A 23465-nucleotide genomic window follows, 5' to 3' on the forward strand; every position below is an offset into this window, starting at 1 on the left:
TGAATTAAGGGTTAAGTCGGCGATGGTGGTGGAGAGCGGCGGCAATCACCGGCTTCAAGCGGGCAAAATCGTCAGCGTGCGCGGCGGCGGGCGCAGGTGCCGCCTTCGGCGCGACAGCCGGTTCGGGGAAGAAGCGGTTGACAGCGGCGGACATGCCCTGGATGGCGAAAATCAGCAGAAACAGAAACGCCAGCACGAACCCCATGCCGAGGAACATCAGGGTGAAGCCTTCACCTAATAGCAGTGCTGCATCAGTCATAGAATAGCCTTCGAGCAGGAGGCACGATAATGATGTTATTTATCCCCGTCGTCTTTCAAGTTGCTTCTTTGTTGGCCAGGTTCATTCACCCCAGCCACTTACTTGAGTAAGCTCCTGGGATTCTCTCTTGCCGCCTCAAAGCAACTCAAAATCCATGGGGTATATAGCGAAAATAATAAGGGTGGATTTCCCTGAACCGCCCCGGTCAGAGTCCCTGTTTATTACCGTCATAAACATAACGCCATCATTATCGTGCGAATGATATAAATCAGATTATTTGATAAAACTTACGTTCTGGCATATTTCATCAGCGACAATCTCTTTACGCTGATTGAAAATAACTTTGTTCTGTTCAAACAGGTTATTACCATGCGTATCAATAGAAACAATTAACGGGCCAAACTCTTTCACCCGGCATACCCACAGCGTTTCCGGCATTCCCAGATCGCGCCACTGCGCATCTTCAATCTCTTCCACGCATACTGCCGCCACTACCGCACAGCCTGCCGGGAATACGCAGTGCAGCGCTTTATGCTCCGCACAGCCCTCTTCGGTGCCTTTCCCCATTCCGCCTTTACCAACGATTAATTTCACACCCGTTTTGGCAATGAATTCTTTTTCGAATTTTTCCATGCGCATACTGGTGGTTGGACCAACGGAGACCATTTCAAACTTATCGTCTTCGCCTTTAATTGGGCGGACGATTGGACCAGCGTGCAAAATAGCGCCACCGTTAACGTCTACGGGTAATTCGCGGCCACCTTCAATTAAGCGACGGTGCGCCACATCGCGACAGGTAACAATATGGCCATTGAGGTAAATAATATCGCCAGCTTTAATATCGGCTAAATCTTCATCTTTAATTGGCGTGGTAAGAATTTTTTTAGTCATCAGAAATTCACTCCGCTGTGAGACGTAATGGTGTAGTTCAAGTCTTTATCAAAAACGATATGCCCTTTACGGTGCGACCAGCAGCCGACGTTCACCGCCACTCCGATGGTGGATGGATGGCGCGCGGTGTTTTCAATATTCACGCCCATAACGGAAGTATTACCGGACATGCCCTGCGGCCCGAGGCCAATTTTATTGATGCCGTCTTCAAGCATTTTTTCCAGCGAAGCCGCACGCTCATTCTCATTATGCGAACCAATCGGACGCATCAGCGCTTTTTTCGACAGCAGCGCCGCCGTTTCAACGGAAGTCGCCACGCCCACGCCCACCAGCAGCGGCGGACACGCGTTCAGGCCATAGCTGGTCATCACATCGAGGACAAAGCGAGTGACGCCTTCATAACCCGCGCCCGGCATCAGCACCATCGCTTTCCCCGGCAGGGAGCAGCCGCCGCCCGCCATATAGGTATAAATGCTGCACTGGTCGGAATCCGGGACAATCTCCCAGAATACCGTCGGCGTCCCTTTACCCACGTTTTTGCCGGTATTGTATTCATCAAAAGTTTCGACGCTGTTATGGCGCAGCGGAGAATCGACGGTCGCTTTGATCACCGCTTCACGCAGCAGCGCTTCCAGTTCGCCGATCAGCGGGAAGTTCGCCCCGCACTCCACCAGAAACTGAATCACCCCGGTATCCTGGCAGGAAGGACGATCCAGCTCTTTCGCCAGGCGCTGGTTCTCAATCATGGTCGTAAAGATGACGTCGGCCAGTTTACTGGTCTCTTTTTTATGCAAATCTTCCAGTTTTGCAGTGACGTCATCGGGCAAGACTTTGCCGGTGTATCCCACAAACTTGGCCATAATATTGGTCATATGGGATATCTGTTCACTTTTGCTCATAAATGCTCCTTAGTCAGAACAGCTTCCGTGAGTTACGGATGAAACGGGAAAAGGATTGGCAGCAGAATCAGGCTGACAATGGTGGAAACGATAATCAGAGGGATGCCGGATTTGGCGTAGTCGACAAACTTATATCCACCCGCCGACAGCACCATCATGTTGGCAGGCATACCGATTGGGGTGGCATAGGCGCAGGAACTGCCAATCACCGTGGCCATCAGCACGGCGCGCGGATCGGCCCCCATACCCGCAGCAATCGACAGGCTCACCGGCACCAGCAGCGCGACGGTCGCGGTGTTGGACATAAAGTTGGTCATAACGACGGATAGTGCGAAAACCACCACCAGCAGCATGAATGGCGAAGAGTTGTTCCCCAGCATGCCGATAACCTGATCGGCAACCAGCTTTCCGGCACCGGTCATTTCCAGCGCTTTTGCTAACGCCAGGGTGCCGCCGAAGATAAAAATAGTTTGTGAATCAATGGCTTTATAGGCCTGCTTTTCGCTCAGCACCCCGGTGACTACCAGCACCAGCGCGCCAATACAGCCCGCTACCGCCAGGCTAATACCGGTCTGTTTTTCGAAAATCATGCCCAGGATCGTGGCAATCAAAACGACCAGCGACAGGATCTGCTTCCAGCGCGGAACGTGGCTGTAATCGCGCTGTTCACCGATGCTGCCGACTTCGCTGCTATTCGGGTTATTGGGCAGAAACTTATAGCCAATCGTCAGGAAATAAATGATGCCGCAAACCAGCATCGGTAGACCCACTTTGGCATATTCAAAAAATCCGAAACCGCTGCCGATATTCTGCAACGCCGATTGTGCAATCAGATTGCCCGGCGCGCCGATCAGCGACAGGTTGCCGCCAAGCGCTGCGGCAAAAACCAGCGGCATCAGCAGACGAGAACGGGTAAAGCCGGATTTCGCCGCCACGCCGATGACGACGGGGATCAATACTGCGGCAGTACCGGTATTTGAAAGAAAGCCGGACATCACGCCGACCACCACCATAATCGTGAAAATCAGCTGCTTTTCAGTTTTGGCGAAGTGCGTAATCACGCCGCCAACTTTATTCGCCATCCCGGTTTCAAATAGCGCGCCGCCGACGATGAACATAGCGACGAAAAGAATAACGTTGGTGTCGATAAAGCCGGCAAAAGCCTGTTTGAGGTCAAGTACGCCGGTGAGAACCAGCGCTACGCAAACCACCATCGAAGTGACCGCAAGGGGTATTTTCTCCCACACGAACATGGCGATAGCAAACACCAGCAAACATAGAGTAATGGTAATCGGTTCCATATTTATAATCGTCCCATCAATGATATATGATATTGTATCCAATATTGACGAGAGGGAAATTATTCCCATGCAAAGAGTAAGTCAATGCGTTTTTCAGGAAAGCGTCAGGAGTGCGATCTTTATCAAAATATCGCAAAAGCAGTAACTTAGCGTAATTAATTGAGCAGATAAATAAGTAAGACGCCTGTAGCGATCGTACAGGCGGGGGGCGTCAAGCGCCGGGATCGTCAACGTAGCGCGTCAGCATATTCTCCATCGAACGGATAATATGTTCGCGCATTCGCAGGCGCGCCAGCTCTTCATCATGCAGCTCCAGGGCCTGTAAAATGCCCTTGTGCTCGCGTATCGAAATGGAAGCGTACTCTTCCTCAGTGACCTTATGTCCCATCGACAGCCCGTTCCACATATTGCTGAGCAAGAGCTTCATTTTAGCATTTCCGGCCGCATTCCATATCTCCATATGAAAGGCCTGATTCATGTCGGAATATTCAGCCGAGTTATTTTCGGCCAGCGCTTTTTCTGCTGAGTAGTGCACTTCGGCAATTCGCGAAATATCCGTCCCGGGACGAGAGGCTTTAGCGACCGCTTCACTCTCCAGCAGCGCGCGAATCTCATAATGCTCGCGAATCGTTTGTTCGTTAATCCCCAGCACAACCGCCCCTTTATTGGGCCGGACTTTAATCAGTCCATCCGCTGCCAGGATCTGAAATGCTTCACGCACGGGCATACTGGAGACGCCGACCATGCTGGCGATCCCTTCAAGGGTAATTTCTTGCCCTTCAACTAAATCGCGCGACAGTATAGCTTTACGTAATACTGCCGCGACCTGCTCTTTCGCTGAAAGAAGCTTAATTTTCCCTAATCGAGGCTTCTGCACTTTCCCAATCCTTCATGTGTTGACGCATTATTTCTGCCAGAGAGAGGAAATAACGCTGCGTTTCCTGCGCGATCTCATCACCATCACCCCGACGGATAGCGTCCATCAGAGAGCTGAGTATCTGCGCCGATTCCTGATTATCCTCTTTCAGATACAGAATGACATAGCTGATATAGCCATCCAAAAACTGCTGATAAATCTTTTGCAGATAGCGGTTATCAATATATGAAATTAGCGTCTGGTGGAACGCCAACTCCCGCGACCGCTCACCCGGATGCGCCAGCGCGCGCGCGCGCGCAGCGAGCGATTCGCCTGCCGCCGCGGGCACCAATAAAAAAAGCTCCGTGGCCATCACCGCAATTGCCCGAAAAATGTGGCTGACATGGTCAGGCTCCAGTTTTGCGACCTGCATATGGCGGTTTGGCAAGCGCACCAGAAACCCTTCCTGCTCAAGGGCCTGTAGCGCTTCCCGAACCGGCATACGAGAGAGCCCCAGCTGTTCCGCAATACTTTCCTGCGCAAGCTCCTCTCCGGGTTTCATCCCACCGGAAAGGATCTCATAACGGATCATCTGAGTAATGTGGTCCCTGGTCTGCTTTCTTTCAATTTTTTTCACGATGTCCTCATTTGTTGCCGCTTAAGACGCGGGGGAGTTTAGCAGATTTACCAGGCGGGAGAGTCATTCAGAGGCAGGAGAAAACCATAAAAAAGCCGGAACCCAGGTCCCGGCTTCTCTTTTTATGCCAGATTATTTATTCACAAAATCTTCGCCAAGGGCGATATCTTTCTGCAACGTATCCAGCATCCCTTCAAGCGCCTGTTGCTCAAACGCACTGAGTTTGCCAATAGGCTGACGCTGCTCTACGCCATTTTTCCCCAGCAGTAGCGGCTGAGAGAAGAAACGGGCATATTGACCATCACCTTCCACGTAGGCGCATTCCACCACCCCTTTCTCTCCCTGCATGGCGCGAACTAAAGAGAGACCAAATCGGGCTGCAGCCTGACCCATCGACAGGGTTGCTGAGCCGCCGCCAGCTTTGGCTTCAACGACTTCAGTACCGGCGTTTTGAATACGTTTAGTCAGATCCGCCACTTCCTGCTCGCTGAAGCTCACGCCTGGAATTTGTGATAATAAAGGAAGAATAGTTACGCCTGAGTGGCCGCCGATTACCGGAACCTCAACATCGGATGAAGATTTGCCTTTCAGTTCCGCCACAAAGGTATTCGAGCGGATAATATCCAGCGTGGTTACGCCAAACAGCTTGTTCTTGTCGTAAACGCCGGCTTTTTTCAGCACTTCTGCGGCAATCGCCACGGTGGTATTCACCGGGTTGGTGATAATCCCGACGCAGGCCTGCGGGCAGGTTTTAGCAATTTGCTGAACCAGATTTTTCACAATACCGGCGTTAACGTTAAATAAATCGGAGCGATCCATACCGGGCTTACGCGCTACGCCCGCGGATATCAGCACCACATCCGCGCCTTCGAGTGCAGGGGTGGCGTCTTCGCCGGAAAAACCTTTGATTTTTACATCGGTAGGGATATGGCTAAGATCAACCGCCACGCCCGGAGTTACCGGAGCGATGTCGTACAACGAGAGTTCTGAACCTGAAGGCAGTTGGGTCTTAAGTAGTAGGGCAAGCGCCTGGCCAATTCCACCAGCGGCGCCGAGGACTGCAACTTTCATCCTAAACTCCTTATTATGGTTAAAATAATCTTTCGTTACTCCGTCGCCTGGACCTTAATTCACAAGATGAACAATTACAATAAGTATGGCTGAAGAATGCGTGGTCGTGCGCAGCGATGCAGCAGCTTCGCATTTTCCTCCCTGAGACTGACCATCCAGCAAAGTAGTACCGGATCGACTATTGGTTACAATACACCCAGCGTATTGAGCAGAACAACATCATTTAATAACATTTCATTTACTTTTGTAGCAACTCACACGCCGTGACGAAGGCATGTTCCTTATTAGAGTTTTTTGCTAAAATATGCGCCCTTCATAACATTATTTACGCTTCTCCCCTGTGGATTATTTGCATAAAAATGCATTGTTATGCATAATGATGTTGTTTTTACCACCATAATTGGGTGACTTATGCGAAGTTCGGCAAAACAAGAAGAACTGGTTAAAGCGTTTAAAGCGCTGCTTAAAGAAGAAAAATTCAGCTCTCAAGGTGAAATCGTCCAGGCACTACAGGAAGAAGGCTTCGATAATATCAACCAATCGAAAGTCTCACGTATGCTCACCAAATTTGGCGCTGTACGCACGCGCAACGCCAAAATGGAAATGGTTTACTGCCTGCCCGCCGAGCTTGGCGTCCCGACGACCTCCAGCCCGCTGAAAAATCTGGTGCTGGATATCGATTATAACGATTCAGTCGTGGTCATTCACACCAGCCCTGGCGCGGCACAGCTTATCGCCCGGCTTCTCGACTCGCTTGGCAAGGCTGAAGGCATCCTCGGGAGTATTGCTGGTGATGACACCATCTTTACCACCCCGGCCAGAGGTTTTACCGTTAAAGAGCTGCATGACGCTATTCTCGTTCTGTTTGAGCAAGAACTCTGATCCCCTCCCCTCAGGTTAACGCCAGAGGGGAACCCTTCAAAAAATTATCATTCCTTTAACATTTTGTGTGTTTTTCCGCTTCTATACATTCATTTACTTGATGAAATTAACGTAAGCGCACAAAAGATCAAATTATCCTATCTTCATGATTTAAAAAGCTATAAAAGCAATCCATGTCGAAAAAATGACATTTCTAATACTTATACGTTATAAAAACGACGTTTCTTTGTAATTATTTACATGAACAACAATTAGCAAGGTATTAATATTTTCAGTTATTAGTGTATACTTGATTTTGTGATGAGGGTCACGAAACAAAAGACCCCAACAAAAAGATTCGACGAGGTGAACATCATGAAAATCAAAACCACTGTAGCAGCATTGAGCATCCTTTCCGTTCTCTCCTTTGGCGCCTTTGCCGCTGACTCTATCAACAGCGAACAGGCTCAGGGCCGTCAGGCAATCGGCACCGTTTCCGTCGGCGCGGTAAGTTCTTCCCCGATGGATATGCATGAAATGCTGAACAAAAAAGCGCAGGAAGAAGGTGCTTCTTCTTATCGCATTATTGAAGCACGTACCGGTGACCACTGGCACGCAACGGCTGAACTGTATAAATAAGATTTAACGATTGTCGGTCATTAACTAAACAGAATCTCTTCAGCGGCCTCAAGTTGATTACAACTTTCCGCCGCTGAAAATATGAAGGTTGGAGAAAAGATTATGAAAAGCGCAATTATCATCGCATCCCTGGGTCTGGCTTCCGTTCTCTCTTTCGGTGCAAACGCCGCCGTTAATCAAGTGAACGCAGAACAGGCGCAAAATTTACAGTCCATGGGCACCGTTTCCGTTTCTCAGGTAGGCAGCGCACCGATGGATATGCGTCAGGAGCTGGCGGCTAAAGCTGAAAAAGAAGGCGCCAGCAGCTACCGCATCATTGAAGCCCGTACCGGCGATAACTGGCACGCTACGGCTGAACTGTACAAATAAACCCTCGTCGTCTTATCCGACGACTTGCCCCCGCTCTGTCGGGGGCTTTTTTATGAATGCCGCACATTAAAACGAAGCTCTCCTTCCAGCTCCTCTTCCGCCTCATCAAAAAGCAGAATTAATGCGCCGAATCGGCGTCGCTGATTATCGCTTAAATGAATAAATTCAATCTCCAGCGGTAGCGGCAGCAACCCGGCGGTCACCGCATCCCATAGTGAATCAAGGTTGTTCACTTTCTCACGCTCTAAGTGAAAAGTACGTGAAAACTCGCGATAAAAATCCTGCTGCTCAGCTATTTCGTCAAAATCAAAGGTATAGGTAGTCGTCATTGCCCGCATCCTGTCCACACCTGCAGCTCGTCTTAGCCCGATATTCCGGCGTATCGTCCCACTCTGCCGGAGGAATTCGTTTTCTGACGATTAAGTATAGCGATAAAAAAACCGACGCTTCAGGCGTCGGTTATGGATGCTAGCTGTTGGTGAGTACGTGCTGATACTTATGCAGCATATCCACCAGCCTTTGTACCGGCTCGGTAACCTGGGAAGAGGCTTCCCAGTGCTGTAATTTTTGCTGATAGATATCCAGTTCATCAAGCAAACGGGCAAAATAGTAGCGACGCTTATCATCGCTCTTAGCGGAAATGACGCGATCCGCCGTGCGACGCAGCTGCCGGTGAAAGGCGGACAGATCGTCGTTTATCGGTACCGGTGCATCGCGCAGGCGCTGATGGGCAATAATCAGGGTTAATGCCAGACGAAAGCGCGCGATGTCGCCAGGAAACTTATTCAGCAATAAAAAAAGCTGACGATACAGAGCGGGCAAATGGTTCTCTTTACGTCGCGCCGTATTGGTGGTCAACGATGATACCGCTGCCGAGACAAACTGGTTAAGCAGCACGCGTCCGGTGCGAGCCTGGGAGTTATCACGCACCAGCAGGATCACCATCAGCGCGAGGAAGCATCCTACGATCTGACCTAAGGCGCTATCAAGAAACTGGTTGAATTCAAACTTCATCGGGTTGTCGAGCACCAGGATATTAATCGTGCTGGCCAGCGCGCCCAACGACCCCAGGCGCCGCTTCTGTACCTCGATGCCGATAAAAAATGCCATCACCGCAAGGCTAATGCACAGCAGCAGCATACTTTGCTGCGTCGCAGGCATAATCACCAGGAAAAACAGCGCGCCCAGAGGTAAAGCCGCCAGCGTGCCATAAAGGAAATCAATAGCCACCATCCGCGGATTTGGCAAACGCATCGCCAGGGCCGTAACAACCGCAATCATCACCATCGCCCCGCTTCCCGAAGTCCAGCCGGTCCATAGCCAGAACAACGTACCGAGGATACAAGAGATGGAAGTTCGCCAAAAGTTCACCATCGCATGATGGCGCTCGGCGGATTCCACCTTCACCACCACTTCGCCCTGCAGTACTTCCTCTTCAATACGGCTGATTTTGGTATTGCCGACCACGCCCCGCTTCAAAAGCAGATAGCGCGTCGCAGCACCTACCCAGCTGTAGATCGTCACCGGCGTATTATGCTCCCCCTTCCAGGTCAAAAAGCGGCGCATACGTTTTAGCTGACGGTGCACGTCCTGCACGGTCTCAACCGGTTCAGCAAAGAGCTCCCGATAATCATCCGTCACTATCTCAGGCCGGGTGTTCTGAATCAGAAAGGTTTCACAGGCCTGAGTAATCAGGGTCAAAGAGAGGGTGTTGATCGCCTTCAGGCGTTGATTCACTTTAGCCCAGCGCGAAGACTCCATGATCAGGTTGGCGCGCATCCCCTCCAGCCCGTTGGTACGGCGTACCAGGGCGCTCCAGGCCTTATCGACCTCATCTTTATCGCCATGGGCCACGCAAAGCTGCATCAGGCGATATTGATCGATCAGCAGGTTATCCAGCTCAAGATCGATCTCTTTTTTTATCGATCGCGGAGAAAACAGCAGATCGGCCACAATGGCGCTGACGATACCGATGACAATCTCACTGCATCGTTCGACGGCGAACTGCGGCGCCAGCATCGGCTCTTCGTGAATAGTGATAATAATGATGAGCGCGGTATAACCCGCCAGACCCCACGCATAGGAGTTCTCAACCCGCACCAGCGAGGAGATCCAGGTACAGAAGCCCGCCCACAGGCAGCAGACCAGTACCATCAGCAACGGGGCGCGGATCATCAGGATGATAATCGCCAGCGCGGCGATACAGCCGATAAAGGTGCCGACGATACGCAGCATCCCGCGATAGCGAATGGCGCCGGAGTAAGGCTCCCCGCCTGCGGCAAATGCCGGACCGGCAGCAACGATCGCTGCGGTAAGCACCGCCCAGCGCGGAGTTTCCAGCTGAAAATGAAAACCGACGAATAACGCCAGCACCACCGCACAGGCTAACTTAACAGCGAAGCGGAGATGCCGGAGTTCGATGGTGAAGATCCCCATGGCGATTAACCGAACTCACGCAGGCGCATCGCCAGTTTCTGGAAGAAGTTTGCCTGACTGGTATCGCGATCCTCTTTACCTGTGATCACCACCGTCGCCGTGGTGCCCGCTGGCCAGAGATTGCCCTGCTGCTGATCAAGGCGAATACGTACCGGTACCCGCTGCGCCAGGCGCACCCACTCAAGATTAGAATCAATAGAGGCCAGCCCTTTTGAATCGCTGCTGCTGCTGGCATTGGTGACGCCAGCAGCGATGCTGTCGACGGTCCCCCTGAGGGTATGTACGCTTCCCAGAGGGGTAATTTCAGCACGAAACCCGGGGCGCACGCCTTCAAGCTTGGTCTCTTCAAGATAGGCCATGACATAGAAGGTATTTTGCTTCACCAGCGCAACCGCGGTGGAACCTCGGGTGATAAACTCGCCGCGGTACACGTTCAGGTTGGTCACCCAGCCATCGGCCGGAGCGCGAATCACCGTCCGTTCAAGGTCAAGCTTCGCCAGATCGCGACTCGCCGTCGCTTTGGCTAATTGATGTTCAACGGTTTGCAGGACGTTATTCGCCTGGTCTATCTCTTCCCGGGACATGGCCTGGACGCCAAGACGGTTACGACGACCGGCTTCCACGCGCTTCTCCTGCGCCAGAGTCTGGTAATAGGAGACATCGGCTTCGGCCTCTGCTAACGCTTTCTGGTAACGCGGTTGGTCAATGACGAACAAAACCTGGTCTTTCTTAACCAGTTGGTTATCCTTGATATTCACCTGCGAAATCAGGCCGGAAACATCGGGGGCAATGGCCACAATATCCGCACTAAAGCGCGCATCGCGCGTCCAGGGCGATGCGGTGTAGTACACCCATGCGCGAAAAATCGCCATAAATGCAAGGATAACCAGTATCACAGTGATTGCGGTACGGAGGATATTTCTTGTTAGTGTTTTCACATCAACCTCAAACGAACAAACGTGATATCAGATAAAACAAGCAGCAATATAGCGCGGTATTGAACAGTGCCGGGTGCCAGACAAAATCATAGATGCCCGTTGGAACCAGCAGGCGGTGCGCCAGCCAGAAGACGGCGAGCGACAACAGCAACTCAAAGAAGATCGGCGGAAACGACAAGCCGAAAATCACAATGACAGGAAACAGACTCATGATGACCTTGATAAGAAGCGTGCAGGTGATATGCGCAATGCGTTTATTATTTAGCTAACTATATAGTACCGTAACAATTGCAGCCTTATCTACAATGTGTGATCTAAATCACTTTTAAGCCAGAGTGAATAATGGAACGATTAAAACGCATGTCCGTTTTTGCCAGAGTGGTCGAATTAGGGTCATTTACCGCCGCGGCTCGCCAGCTCCAGATGAGCGTTTCTTCCATCAGCCAGACGGTAGCCAAACTGGAAGATGAGCTGCAGGTTAAGCTGCTCAACCGCAGTACGCGTAGCCTTGGCTTAACAGAAGCGGGAAAAATCTACTATCAGGGCTGTCGGCGAATGCTGTTCGAAGCCCAGGATGTCCATGAACAGTTGTACGCGTTTAACAATACGCCCATCGGTACCCTGCGCATCGGCTGTTCTTCAACTATGGCACAGAATGTCCTGGCGCGCATAACGGCGGACATGCTTAAAGAGCACCCCGGACTATCGATAAATCTGGTCACGGGCATCCCCGCTCCGGACCTGATTGCGGACGGTCTGGATGTGGTTATTCGCGTGGGGGCGCTGCAGGATTCCAGCCTCTTTTCCCGCCGCTTGGGTTCGATGCCGATGGTGCTGTGCGCGGCGAAAAGCTATCTCCAGCATGCCGGATGTCCGGAAAAACCAGCAGATCTCGCCAGCCACTCCTGGCTGGAATACAGCGTCCGGCCGGATAACGAATTTGAAATCATCGCCCCGGAAGGGATCTCAACCAAACTGATCCCTCAGGGCCGATTTGTCACTAACGATCCAATGACGCTGGTCCGCTGGCTGACGGCAGGCGTCGGCGTGGCTTATGTTCCGCTGATGTGGGCGATCGACGAGATCAACCGCGGCGAACTGGAGATCCTGCTGCCGAGCTACCAGTCCGATCCGCGCCCGGTTTACGCGCTGTATACCGAGAAAGATAAGCTGCCTCTGAAAGTACAGGTATGCATTAATTATCTCACGGAGTATTTCGTCGGGGTGGCAAAAATTTATCAGGGCATGCACGGTCGGGGGATTGCCCGCTAGCCGTCCGAATCAGCCAAAGAGGGCATTAACTCATTATCAGGTCCGGCATCGGAAATGATTTGCGTCACTTCGCTGAGATTTCCGATGCGCACCTCGCCGGCACGATGAAATTTACTTTTGTCGATAAGCAATAGCGACTGCGCCGCCCGTTTCAGGAGCAAGGATTTGTACGCGGCATTGTTAACGCTGGAATCCCAGAGTACGCCATCGTTATCGATCCCTTCGCAGGAAAAAATAAACAGATCGATCTCCAGCGATTTGACCTGCGATAACAGCGCGGGGTTAACGTAATAGCCATATTGACGCAGAAGCTGACCACCGGCGCTAATTAACAGGATCCGCTCGCGGCGGCCAAGTTCAACGCAGACCGGGTGGCTATTGGTAAATACCGTCAGGTTAATATCCGGCAGCTGACGCGCCAGAAACCAACAGGTTGAGCTGGCATCCAGCGCGATCGTCATGCCTGCATCAATCCACGCCAGCGCCGTACGCGCAATATCGGATTTATGGGCATAGTGGCTTTTCACGCGACGATGAAAAGGCTTCTCGCCGTGATGATTATCGCGTTGAAGAACTCGCGCCCGCCCGTGACTACGCTGAATGCTCCCCTGCCTCTGTAGCTCACTCAAATCGCGGCGAATAGTCTCAATGCTGACCTGCAGAAGATGGGACAACGCTTCGGTGGTTAAAGTGTGATGCTGATTGAGTAACTCAACTATCTGCTGCTGACGCGCGGCTTTCATCGCGACCCCGCGGAGGTAATTTGCGCTTTCGCGGAATGCGAAAGCGCATGATGAGGGATCAGGCGGTACCGCCGACGGTGAGTTTATCCACTTTCAGCGTGGGCTGACCGACGCCAACCGGCACGCTCTGGCCCTCTTTACCGCAAACGCCGACGCCGCTATCCAGCTTCAGATCGTTCCCCACCATCGAAATCTGCTGCATCGCTTCAATGCCGGAGCCGATAAGCGTTGCCCCCTTCACCGCTTTGGTCACTTTCCCTTTCTCAATCAGGTAGGCTTCCGAGGTAGAGAAAACGAATTTCCCGGAAGTGATATCTACCTGACCGCCGCCGAAGTTCGGCGCATAGATACCGTAATCGACCGATTCGATAATTTCCTGCGGCGTGGATTTACCCGCCAGCATGTAGGTGTTGGTCATACGCGGCATAGGCAGATGCGCGTAGGATTCGCGGCGACCGTTACCGGTTGGCGCCACGCCCATCAGCCTGGCGTTGAGCTTGTCCTGCATATAACCTTTCAGAATCCCGTTTTCGATCAGCACGTTATACTGCCCAGGCGTACCTTCATCGTCAATGGCGACGGAGCCGCGACGGTTGGCCATGGTGCCGTCATCCACAACGGTACATAGCTCAGAGGCCACCAGTTCCCCCATATGACCGCTGAACACCGAGGTTCCGCGACGGTTAAAATCGCCTTCCAGGCCGTGACCAACGGCTTCATGCAGCAGCACGCCAGGCCAGCCAGCACCCAGAACAACCGGCAACATCCCGGCAGGCGCTGCGACGGCGGTCAGGTTGACCAGCGCCATACGCACGGCTTCTCTCGCCCAAACATCAGCGCGCACTTCTCCCTCCAGCGAGGCCAGGAAATAGTCGTAGCCAAAGCGGCCGCCGCCGCCGCTGGCGCCGCGCTCGCGTTTGCCGTTTTCTTCCACCAGCACGCTGACGGAAAGACGAACCAGCGGACGAACGTCAGCCGCTAGCGTGCCGTCGGTGGCGGCAACAAGAATTAACTCATAGACACCGGTCAGACTGGCGGACACTTCCTGCACGCGTTTATCGGCCGCGCGGGCGGTTTTATCGACCCGGCGCAGAATATCCAGCTTCTCTTCGCGGCTCATGCTCTGCAGCGGGTCAATGCTGGTATAGAGGGAGCTGTACTCCACCGCTCCAAGAGTATGAACTTTACCATCACCGCGATCGCGCACGATGGTGCGTGCCGCCTGCGCGCTCTGTTCCAGCGCCAGCCGGCTAATCTGATCAGCGTACGCAAAGCCGGTTTTTTCCCCGCTCACCGCGCGAACGCCGACGCCCTGGTCGATATTGTACGAACCATCTTTAATGATGCTGTCTTCCAGAACCCAGGACTCGTGATAGCTCGACTGAAAATAGAGATCGCCGTAATCCAGACGACGCTCGGCCAGCTTGCCAAGAATGGTAAACAGATCCTGATGATTCAGGCCGTTTGCCGACAGTAATTGTTCACTTACCAGGTTCAGACTCATCGTTATGCTACTCGTTTGTTGCCGCCTCTCGGGCGGAAATAAAAAACGCTATCTATTGAGAGTGCGGTAATTCCCCGCAATCGTCAAATCATTGCTTTTTGTCGCTCCGCGCCTGGCGCAGCACTTCGTTAATTTGCGGCTGATCGATAGGACCGGTGATGCGATAGCGCAAAATAGAGACCTTATTCCATAGCGGTCCCAGCACCTTACTGGCGGCAAAGACCGCAGCACCGATTATCGGGTTAACGGCAAAGGCCGCCGCAACGCCTACGGTCGCGGAGATTTCCGGCGCAACCACGGCCTGCATATCCAGCTGGCGGCGAACAAGATCCACCGAGCCTTTCATTGCGATATCCGCTTCCAGACCATCGACCAGCGTATCATCGGTATGCAGAACGCCGTCTTTAATCCATGCCGTGCTGCGAATCGAATCGAAGTAGAACCCTTCGCTGAACGTATCGCTAAAGTCGAAGCGCAGCTTGCGCAGCAGCGCATCAACGCTCAGCAGGCGCAGAAGCTGGCCGGCGTGTCCGGTGCTGATATCGGTAAACTCTCCCTTCCCGAGACGGCTTTTAAGAATGCCGTTAAGCGAAGCAACGTCCGGCTGCCACGGCGGCGCGCGCCAGTGTAGATCGTAATCAATATCGAACGACGATCCTTTTACCGGTGTGGACACGCCGAAGAAGTTTACAAAATCATCGGTTTTATTCCCGTGCAGCTTACCTTTTAATGAGGTCCGTACGCCGCTCGGGGCGCTAACCCATACGCCATCGCTCGTCAGACGGCCAAAACCGGTATCCACCAGCCCGTTCGCCAGGGTCAGGGTATCGCCGCTGATCGTAAAATCGCCGTCGATACGACCATATTTTTGCCCCCACAGCCAGCACTCTGCGCAGCGAAGCTGGAGATCGGGCCAGCCGTGGAAATCTACTTTTGTCTCGGTCAGCGGAGCGCTGCTATTTTCCGTCCCGCTGCTTTTCGCCGAAGTTGGGTTGTAATAGAGGTAGCGAATGGCCGCCAGCCACGGGGCATTTTTGCGCATCGTCAGGGTAGCGTTGACTTCACGCCCCTGAGCTTCAATCTTCGTTCCACCTGCATCGGGCCGGGAGACCAGGCTGACGTTATTCCAGCTCTGACCCGCCATCGTTAACGTCGGCGTACGCAGCGTGACCTGCTGCGGGAAGACAATACTACTGCTGACGTCAGTTGCCGCACCGCGCTGGAACAGCGCCAGCCACTGCGCGCCATCCATCGGCGGCATATTCAGCTCGACGCCTGACTGCGCAGGCAGCGGAGATACGGCTTTACTGTCAGAAGTTAAAATCGCGCGATCTAGTGTGAGCTTATTGCCCAGCAGCCAGCGGCTATTAATGTGATTCTTCGTCCCCACGGAGCCGGTCAAATTAAAGCTGCTTAATCCGCCATCAACCTTAATTTTTACCGGTAAAGGCTCACCGGCCTGCTTATCAACCGGAGCAGGTAAGTGACTACTTACGTTTTTCAGCTCACCGTTAATATCGACTTTATAATTTGCGCTGCCGCGGTACGGAAGCTCAATCGCCACTTTACCGTCCCAGGGCACGCTGCCGCTCAGGCTGTTCTCCAGCGCTTTCGGCAACAGACCGGTACGCGCTGGCTCCCAGTTGGCGTTCATCCCGACGTTAACCAGGAACGCTTTCTCGCCCTCGGTGGTCGAGAAATCAACGTTCAGCGGCTGATTAAACCAGGTCGCGCTCATCGGTTCGCTTTTCAGATCGCCGTTTACAAAGCTGAATTTACCGCTCAGGTTTTGCAGCGTGGTATCGATAGGCTTGATAAACAGACTATTATTCTTCAGCTGGACGTCGCCTTTGGCGGTGGTCATCTCGCCGTCCAGCGGGATGTTCAAATGTAAGCGAGCGCTCACATCCCCATCCAACTGAAGCTCGTCCAGCGCCGCGCCCAGCGTCTCTTTCAACGGCGTCTCGTTAAAGTAAGGACCAACCTCTTTACCCGGGCCGTTAACATCGGCATCAATCAGCAGTTTTTCTCGCGAGTAGTCCGGTATCACCGCGTCCAGATTACTGGCCGTCACTTTGCCGAGCATCGCCTTATCGGCCTTCATCCACAGCCCGTCATTGATAAAGTTAAGATCGATATTCAGGCCGGTGAGCGCTGGCCAGTCAGGCTGAAAGGCGAAGGTGGCGTTTTTTAGCGGCACCGAGACCTGAAACTGACCTTCATTGTGCTTGTAAGGGAACAGATGGGGATTACCGCCGTAAGCCAGCGTGGCGTCGGTGGCCTGGCCGCCTTTAATCGCCCCGCTAAGATAATCCACCAGCTCTTTACCCATCAGATTTTCAGGGAAGTAGCGCCATGCCTGACCGCCATCATTGGTACTGATACCGGCCAGAATACCGAGCCAGGGTTCATCACCCTGCGGTTGCAGATAGCGGAAGCCGCCGCGGGCGCGAACGCCGGTAGCCTGCACGTCAATATCGCGACCGTCGAGCATAAAACCTTTGTCGTTCTTTATCCAACTGAGCGTCGCATCGCCTTTAGCGATCTCCAGCGGCGCGCGAAATACCGTCTCATAAGGCATTTTTGCCTGCTTTATGCTGGCATGCAGGATACCGTTCTCCACGCTCCCGGCAATGCTGCCGGAAAAATGCTCCGCGCCGGGCAACAGCTTCCACTGCTTCCAGGACATGTCGCTCCAGTCCGCTTTGAAACGCGTTTTCTCCGCCATCTGGAGAGGAATATCGAGCGCCAGAAGATTGATCTTGCCATCCGGCTGCGTTGTACGCCAGATTTCACCCAGCGACGGCGCCAGTTTATCCGCCATCGGCTGCAGCCCGGTCAGGCCGCTAAGATTAAGGTTGCTGGCGCGTATGCGCAGCTCATCGCTGCGTTGAGCATTTGTTCCGCCGACATCCTGGGCAGGTATCCACGCCATCGCCAGCGCGCCGCGCGGCCAGGGTTTATCATCCATGGAGATACGCGTGTCCGGGATGCGAAAGCCCCAGCTGTGGTTATCGCGATAGATGTGCGCGGTCAGATTATCGACCGACAGATGATGCTTATCTTTATCGCCCTGCCAGCTGGCGCCGCCTTTTTTCAGCCACACATCGCCGCTGGCGACATCGCCTTTGTCGATAGTCATCCAGCCTTCCAGGCTAAACTTCGCGCTCTGTAGGGCGATGTTGTCCTGCATCCAGCGTCCAAGCCAGGGCTTAACGTCGATATCATCGGCCTGAAGCCAGACGCGCCCCTTATTGAGCAAACCGTCTTCGTCGCGCAGATCCATTCGCACCTGCATCACGCCATGCTGGCCGGTCAGGCTGCTGAGGCTAAGCTGTCCTTCCGCGCGATGGCGATTTTTACCGTTCAGCCAGGTAAGCTGCGGAATCGTAAGTTCTGCCCGCTGACCGGAAATCGTCAGGAAGCTCAGATGACTATCGCGAAGGGTAAAGTGATCGAACTGGCGGAGGAAAAGATCGCTGATGCGGTCAGTTTTCAGACCTTCGCCGCTGTTATTGGTTTGGATCGGCGTGTTGGTATGAACCTGTAGCTGCCAGAAGGTCAGGTCGCGAAACTGCCAGCGCATATGCAGCAGACTTTGCCATACGTCGAGCGCCAGAGTGACGCGTTTGACGGAAAGCTCACCGCCGTCGCTCAGGCCTGCCTTGATATCACGGACATCAAGCGTCGGGCCAAACGTCTGCCAGCTGGCGGTAATTTGTGACGCATCGACCGGTACGCCGGCAATCGCCGATACTTTTTCCAGCACCTGCGGACGCCAACTGTTCAACTGCGGCAGTACGAGACGCAGACCGCTCACCAGCAGTGCGACGACAACAATCACTGTTGCCGCGGTGAGCAGTAAAATCCCGGGCAGTCGCCTCACGCATCTCTCCTTGTCAGCCTTTTACGCGCCATCCTTTTACCTGCCCCTGTCCTGAAGTGAGCCAGGCAAAACGGATGATTACATCATAACTACATCAAACTGCTCTTGATTATAGAGCGGTTCAATTTGTACTTTGACCTGCTTACCGACAAAGATCTCGACTTCCGCCAGCGCATGCGACTCTTCCCCTTTCAGCGTTTCCGCTACCGCAGGAGAAGCATAGACCAGGAATCGGTCGGAATCGTAGGCGTGGTGTACGCGCACGATTTCACGCATGATTTCGTAGCACACCGTTTCTACCGTTTTCACCGTGCCGCGGCCGTGGCAGGTCGGGCACTCATTGCACAGCACGTGCTCCACGCTTTCGCGGGTGCGCTTGCGGGTCATCTCCACCAGCCCAAGCTGAGAGAAGCCGTTTATGCTGGTTTTTACCCGATCCTTGCTCAGCGCCTGTTCCAGCGAATGCAGCACCCGCCGACGGTGATCCTCATTATTCATATCAATGAAATCAATGATGATAATACCGCCAAGATTGCGCAGACGCAGCTGACGGGCAATGGCCTGGGTCGCCTCAATATTGGTATTAAAAATAGTATCGTCAAGATTACGGTGACCGACGAATGCTCCGGTATTGATATCGACGGTAGTCATCGCTTCCGTCTGGTCGATGATCAGATAACCGCCTGATTTCAGTTCAACTTTACGCTCCAGCGCGCGCTGGATTTCGTTTTCCACGTCAAAGAGATCGAAAATCGGCTGGCGGCCGCTGTAGTGCTCCAGCTTGCTGGTCATCTCCGGAATATATTCGGCGGTAAACTCAAGCAGCGATTCGTAGGTCAGACGGGAGTCTACGCGAATACGGTCAAGATGCGCATCGGCGAAATCACGTAGCACGCGCTGCGCCAGGGCCAGTTCACCGTACAGTTGATAACGCGTCTGCTGGCGCTTTTTGCGCTCCATGACTTTTGTCCAGACGCGCTTGAGGTAGGCGGCATCTGCGGCCATCTCCTGCTCATGTACCCCTTCAGCCGCGGTACGAATAATGAAACCGCCCTGTTCGTCACAGTATTCAGACACCACTTTTTTCAGGCGCTCACGTTCCGCTTCGCTTTCAATACGCTGAGAGACGCCGACGTGCGAAGCGCCTGGCATAAAGACCAGATAGCGAGAAGGAATGGTGATATCGGTGGTGAGACGGGCGCCTTTGGTACCCAGCGGGTCTTTCACCACCTGCACCATTAAATCCTGCCCCTGGCGCACCAGTTCGGAAATATCGCGAACGGTGAACTGTTTTTGCTCTTCGCCTGCCACGCATTCGGTGTGCGGCATAATATCGGAAGCGTGCAGAAACGCGGCTTTATCGAGGCCAATATCTACAAAAGCCGCCTGCATTCCCGGCAGCACCCGACTGACACGACCTTTGTAGATATTGCCTACTATTCCGCGTCGCGCTTCACGCTCAATATGAATTTCCTGAAGAATACCGCCATCAATATAAGCGACGCGCGTTTCCGATGGCGTTACGTTAACTAATAATTCAGCAGTCATCTTTATCCCTTTTCTTCACGCAGTGAGTTAAAGTTACTCAGCAACTCATACGTCTCCACCAGCGGTAAGCCCACTACGGCGTGATAGCTGCCGTTTATCTTCCTGACAAAACAGCCACCCAACCCCTGAATACCGTATGCACCTGCTTTATCTAAAGGTTCGCCGCTGGCAACATAATCGGCGATATCCTGTACTGAGAGCACACGGAAAGTGACCTCCGTGACCACCAGGCAATCCAACGTCTGCTGCTTATCGGCCAGGGCCACGGCGGTCATCACCTGATGGGTTTTCCCGGAAAGCATACGCAGCATTTCGGCGGCGTGGCCGGCATCGCGCGGCTTCTCCAGCACTTCACCATTAAGGATGACAATGGTATCCGCTCCCAGTACGGGGAGATCAAGCGGCGCTAACGCCACTCCAGCCTGAGCCTTCTCACGCGCCAGACGTACAACATACTGCTGCGCGCTCTCCTGGGGACGGCGCTGTTCCTCAATACCGGGAATCACGCGTTCAAAAGAGAGACCGAGCTGAGTCAGCAGTTCCTGCCGACGGGGAGAGCCTGAAGCCAGATACAGAGTCGTCATATCAACCTTATTGCACCGCAAACTGCTGACGCACTTTACGCATTAGCAGGAAAATCCATGGCCAGAGCACACCGTTTACTACACTACTCCAGAACACTTCCGGGCGGAAAGAGACGTTGATCACTAAAAACTCTGCCCAGAAAACAATGATATCCACGGCGAGGGATAACATGACTACCACCAGCGCCTGTTGCCAGAGCGCCAGATTGCGGAACAGCTGATATTTCAGCGCAACCAGATAAGCCACAATACTTAATGATAGTGCGCGAACGCCAAGCGTCGAACCGCTAATGAGATCGAGGATTGCGCCCATCACAAAGCCTGTGCCGACGTTAACCCGATGGGGCAACGCAAGAATCCAGTACAACAGGATGAGAAATACCCAGTTTGGCCGGTAAACGCTAATGTCCGCCGGCCAGGGCATAATCTGCAACAAGAGTGCAATAAGGAACGAGAGCCAGATAACCCAGCGTCCCTGGCTACGGTAGCTTGCCACTATTGCCCCCCTGCAGGCAGAGGCTGCTGTGGCATACCGGTTGCTGGCGCCGGCATCTGCGGCCCCATCGCATCCGGCGCAGGCAGAACCTGCGGCATCATCTGCATCAGGCGCTCGTTCGCTACGCGATGAACCTCTTCCGGCGTCATGGGATTAGCTCCGTTGCGATCGGCGCCCCACAGCAGCAGCAGATAGCGTAAGCGCTGCAGACCGGCGGTCGGACGGGCCTGAATCACCGTGTACGCGCGCTGCGTATCTAGCTTAACGGAAGAGACCACGCCCACCGGATACCCTTCCGGGAAGCGGCCGCCGAGCCCCGAAGTCACAAGGACGTCGCCGACGCGAATATCAGTATTGGCCGGCAGATGTTCCAGCTGCAGATCGTCAGTACAACCGTTGCCTGCCGCAATCACGCGAATATCGTTACGCAGCACCTGAATCGGTAACGCATGAGTGGCATCGCAAATCAGCAGCACGCGGCTGGTCAGCTTCGCCACCGCGACCACCTGGCCGACGACGCCTTTATCGCTGATGACCGGCTGACCTTCATATACGCCGTTAACGCTGCCTTTATCGATAACAACCTGATCGCTGTATGGGTCGTTAACCGTTGAGATGACCTGGGTCACCATTTTTTGCTCGTCCTGACGCAGCGGAGAGCCCAGCAGCTCGCGCAGACGCGCGTTCTCCTGTTTATACTGACCCAGCATCAATAGATCGCTGTTTTTTAACAGCAGTTCCTGGCGCAGCGCGCGGTTTTCCAGTTCGAGCTGGTCGCGGGTGGCCAGCGTTTGCGAAACGCTATCCAGCAGTTCCCGGGGACCATTAGAGACAAAGTAGAAAGGGCTGACGGCAGTATCCATGTACGTTCGAATCTGGCTGAACGTACTCAGGCGGCTGTCGGCGATTATCACGCCAAGCGCCACCAAAACCGCCAGAATAAGGCGAATCTGTAGCGACGGGCCACGGCTAAAAATTGGCTTCATAGGCTATGCGTATTCTCGTGTCAGTTAAGACCGGGGCAGCCGTAAGCCAGCTACCCGGATCTCAGGCTGACTACTCTTCGCTGAACAAGTCGCCGCCGTGCATATCGATCATTTCCAGTGCCTTGCCGCCGCCACGAGCGACGCAGGTCAGTGGATCTTCTGCAACTACGACAGGAATTCCTGTCTCTTCCATTAACAGGCGGTCAAGGTTGCGCAGCAGCGCGCCGCCGCCGGTCAGAACCATACCGCGTTCGGAGATATCGGAAGCCAGTTCCGGCGGGCACTGCTCCAGCGCGACCATCACCGCGCTAACGATGCCGGTCAGCGGCTCCTGCAGCGCTTCGAGGATTTCATTGGAATTCAGCGTAAAGCCGCGTGGTACGCCTTCAGCAAGGTTGCGCCCGCGAACTTCGATTTCGCGAACTTCATCACCCGGATAAGCGGAACCGATCTCGTGTTTGATACGTTCTGCGGTCGCTTCGCCGATCAGGGAGCCATAGTTACGACGCACATAATTAATCACCGCTTCGTCAAAACGGTCGCCGCCGATACGTACGGAAGAGGAGTAGACCACGCCGTTCAGGGAGATGACCGCCACTTCAGTCGTCCCGCCACCGATATCCACAACCATCGAACCGGTTGCCTCGGAGACCGGCAGGCCTGCGCCGATCGCAGCCGCCATCGGCTCTTCAATCAGGAAAACTTCACGGGCGCCAGCGCCCTGTGCGGATTCACGAATCGCGCGACGTTCAACCTGAGTCGCGCCAACCGGCACGCACACCAGCACGCGCGGGCTCGGACGCATAAAGCTGTTGCTGTGCACCTGTTTAATAAAGTGCTGAAGCATTTTTTCGGTAACGAAAAAGTCGGCAATAACGCCGTCTTTCATTGGGCGAATAGCTGCAATGTTGCCCGGTGTACGCCCAAGCATCTGCTTCGCTTCATGACCCACCGCTGCGACGCTTTTCGGCGATCCGGCACGATCCTGACGAATGGCCACCACGGAAGGCTCATTCAATACGATGCCTTGTCCTTTTACATAAATCAGGGTATTCGCGGTACCCAGGTCAATGGACAGGTCATTGGAAAACATGCCACGAAATTTTTTTAACATACTAAGGGATAATCCTGAAAGCTGGGGCGGAAAACAAAATCCGCTTACTTTACCAACCACGCGCAGCAGCGACAAGGCGCAAAAATCATCTGCTGCGGTGAAAATTAGTGCAGTTCGTTACCTTTGTTACAAATTTGACTGAGTCCGTCCGATGCCGAAATCTTCAGCAGCGCTC

Annotated in this window: 23 protein-coding genes; 4 read left to right on the plus strand and 19 right to left on the minus strand. The window is 53.5% G+C overall.

The window, feature by feature from the left end:
• Nucleotides 1–4 precede the first annotated feature (4 nt).
• The 7 genes from ABLV12_RS24055 to mdh form a co-directional block, all read right to left on the minus strand.
• Nucleotides 5–259, minus strand: coding sequence for an oxaloacetate decarboxylase subunit gamma (locus ABLV12_RS24055; protein WP_004106216.1), 255 nt, complete (start codon nt 257–259; stop codon nt 5–7).
• Between the two features lie 273 nt (nt 260–532).
• Complete coding sequence (ttdB, locus tag ABLV12_RS24060; RefSeq protein ID WP_004106218.1) at nt 533–1150, minus strand: L(+)-tartrate dehydratase subunit beta; 618 nt, start codon at nt 1148–1150, stop codon at nt 533–535.
• Nucleotides 1150–2049 (minus strand): L(+)-tartrate dehydratase subunit alpha, encoded by a 900-nt coding sequence (gene ttdA, locus ABLV12_RS24065; RefSeq protein ID WP_004106220.1) that lies wholly within the window; start codon nt 2047–2049, stop codon nt 1150–1152. The genes ttdB and ttdA overlap by 1 nt, the downstream gene beginning before the upstream one ends.
• 32 nt (nt 2050–2081) lie before the next feature.
• Nucleotides 2082–3350 (minus strand): SLC13 family permease, encoded by a 1269-nt coding sequence (locus ABLV12_RS24070; protein WP_004106221.1) that lies wholly within the window; start codon nt 3348–3350, stop codon nt 2082–2084.
• Between the two features lie 211 nt (nt 3351–3561).
• Nucleotides 3562–4227, minus strand: coding sequence for a GntR family transcriptional regulator (locus tag ABLV12_RS24075; RefSeq protein ID WP_070555392.1), 666 nt, complete (start codon nt 4225–4227; stop codon nt 3562–3564).
• Nucleotides 4199–4843, minus strand: a complete 645-nt coding sequence (locus ABLV12_RS24080) for a GntR family transcriptional regulator (protein ID WP_004106223.1) — start codon at nt 4841–4843, stop codon at nt 4199–4201. Before ABLV12_RS24080 ends, ABLV12_RS24075 begins: the two co-directional genes overlap by 29 nt.
• Before the next feature lie 132 nt (nt 4844–4975).
• On the minus strand, nt 4976–5914 hold the full coding sequence (gene mdh / locus ABLV12_RS24085; protein WP_004106224.1) for a malate dehydrogenase: 939 nt from the start codon (nt 5912–5914) through the stop codon (nt 4976–4978).
• A gap of 411 nt (nt 5915–6325) precedes the next feature.
• On the opposite strand from mdh, the gene argR reads away from it, so the two are divergent.
• The 3 genes from argR (at nt 6326) to yhcN-B (ending at nt 7783) form a co-directional block, all read left to right on the plus strand.
• Nucleotides 6326–6796 (plus strand): transcriptional regulator ArgR, encoded by a 471-nt coding sequence (gene argR / locus ABLV12_RS24090; protein WP_004106225.1) that lies wholly within the window; start codon nt 6326–6328, stop codon nt 6794–6796.
• Nucleotides 6797–7150: 354 nt separating this feature from the next.
• Nucleotides 7151–7414, plus strand: coding sequence for a peroxide/acid stress response protein YhcN (gene yhcN / locus ABLV12_RS24095; protein ID WP_004106226.1), 264 nt, complete (start codon nt 7151–7153; stop codon nt 7412–7414).
• 102 nt (nt 7415–7516) lie between these two features.
• On the plus strand, nt 7517–7783 hold the full coding sequence (gene yhcN-B / locus ABLV12_RS24100; RefSeq protein WP_004106229.1) for a DUF1471 family stress response protein YhcN-B: 267 nt from the start codon (nt 7517–7519) through the stop codon (nt 7781–7783).
• Nucleotides 7784–7833: 50 nt separating this feature from the next.
• On the opposite strand, the gene ABLV12_RS24105 is transcribed toward yhcN-B, so the two are convergent.
• The 4 genes from ABLV12_RS24105 to aaeX all read right to left on the minus strand — a co-directional run bounded on the left by ABLV12_RS24105 (nt 7834) and on the right by aaeX (nt 11368).
• Entirely contained in the window at nt 7834–8112 is a 279-nt protein-coding gene (locus ABLV12_RS24105) for a barstar family protein (protein ID WP_023321690.1), read from the minus strand.
• Between the two features lie 139 nt (nt 8113–8251).
• Nucleotides 8252–10219: a p-hydroxybenzoic acid efflux pump subunit AaeB gene (aaeB, locus tag ABLV12_RS24110; RefSeq protein ID WP_064399077.1), complete on the minus strand. Its 1968-nt coding sequence runs from the start codon at nt 10217–10219 to the stop codon at nt 8252–8254.
• Between the two features lie 5 nt (nt 10220–10224).
• On the minus strand, nt 10225–11157 hold the full coding sequence (gene aaeA, locus ABLV12_RS24115) for a p-hydroxybenzoic acid efflux pump subunit AaeA (RefSeq protein WP_004106235.1): 933 nt from the start codon (nt 11155–11157) through the stop codon (nt 10225–10227).
• A gap of 7 nt (nt 11158–11164) precedes the next feature.
• Nucleotides 11165–11368, minus strand: coding sequence for a p-hydroxybenzoic acid efflux pump operon protein AaeX (aaeX, locus tag ABLV12_RS24120; protein WP_016808195.1), 204 nt, complete (start codon nt 11366–11368; stop codon nt 11165–11167).
• Nucleotides 11369–11499: 131 nt separating this feature from the next.
• On the opposite strand from aaeX, the gene aaeR reads away from it, so the two are divergent.
• Complete coding sequence (gene aaeR, locus ABLV12_RS24125; RefSeq protein WP_348867407.1) at nt 11500–12429, plus strand: HTH-type transcriptional activator AaeR; 930 nt, start codon at nt 11500–11502, stop codon at nt 12427–12429.
• On the opposite strand, the gene fucR is transcribed toward aaeR, so the two are convergent.
• From fucR to mreB, 8 genes are all read right to left on the minus strand, one after another.
• On the minus strand, nt 12426–13172 hold the full coding sequence (gene fucR / locus ABLV12_RS24130) for an L-fucose operon activator (protein WP_348867408.1): 747 nt from the start codon (nt 13170–13172) through the stop codon (nt 12426–12428). The genes aaeR and fucR overlap by 4 nt on opposite strands.
• A 58-nt stretch (nt 13173–13230) precedes the next feature.
• On the minus strand, nt 13231–14676 hold the full coding sequence (gene tldD / locus ABLV12_RS24135) for a metalloprotease TldD (protein WP_004106242.1): 1446 nt from the start codon (nt 14674–14676) through the stop codon (nt 13231–13233).
• Nucleotides 14677–14764: 88 nt separating this feature from the next.
• Entirely contained in the window at nt 14765–18562 is a 3798-nt protein-coding gene (gene yhdP / locus ABLV12_RS24140; protein ID WP_064399078.1) for an AsmA2 domain-containing protein YhdP, read from the minus strand.
• 78 nt (nt 18563–18640) lie between these two features.
• Complete coding sequence (gene rng, locus ABLV12_RS24145) at nt 18641–20110, minus strand: ribonuclease G (RefSeq protein WP_004106246.1); 1470 nt, start codon at nt 20108–20110, stop codon at nt 18641–18643.
• 2 nt (nt 20111–20112) lie between these two features.
• Nucleotides 20113–20694: a nucleoside triphosphate pyrophosphatase gene (locus ABLV12_RS24150; protein ID WP_004106247.1), complete on the minus strand. Its 582-nt coding sequence runs from the start codon at nt 20692–20694 to the stop codon at nt 20113–20115.
• 7 nt (nt 20695–20701) lie between these two features.
• Entirely contained in the window at nt 20702–21190 is a 489-nt protein-coding gene (gene mreD, locus ABLV12_RS24155) for a rod shape-determining protein MreD (protein WP_004106250.1), read from the minus strand.
• Nucleotides 21190–22176 (minus strand): rod shape-determining protein MreC, encoded by a 987-nt coding sequence (mreC, locus tag ABLV12_RS24160; protein ID WP_348867409.1) that lies wholly within the window; start codon nt 22174–22176, stop codon nt 21190–21192. Before mreC ends, mreD begins: the two co-directional genes overlap by 1 nt.
• 70 nt (nt 22177–22246) lie before the next feature.
• Nucleotides 22247–23290, minus strand: coding sequence for a rod shape-determining protein MreB (mreB, locus tag ABLV12_RS24165; RefSeq protein WP_002918653.1), 1044 nt, complete (start codon nt 23288–23290; stop codon nt 22247–22249).
• Between the last annotated feature and the right edge of the window lie 175 nt (nt 23291–23465).

Origin of the sequence: Klebsiella sp. CN_Kp100, assembly GCF_040065315.1 — a bacterium.
Taxonomy (GTDB): Bacteria; Pseudomonadota; Gammaproteobacteria; order Enterobacterales; family Enterobacteriaceae; genus Klebsiella; species Klebsiella oxytoca.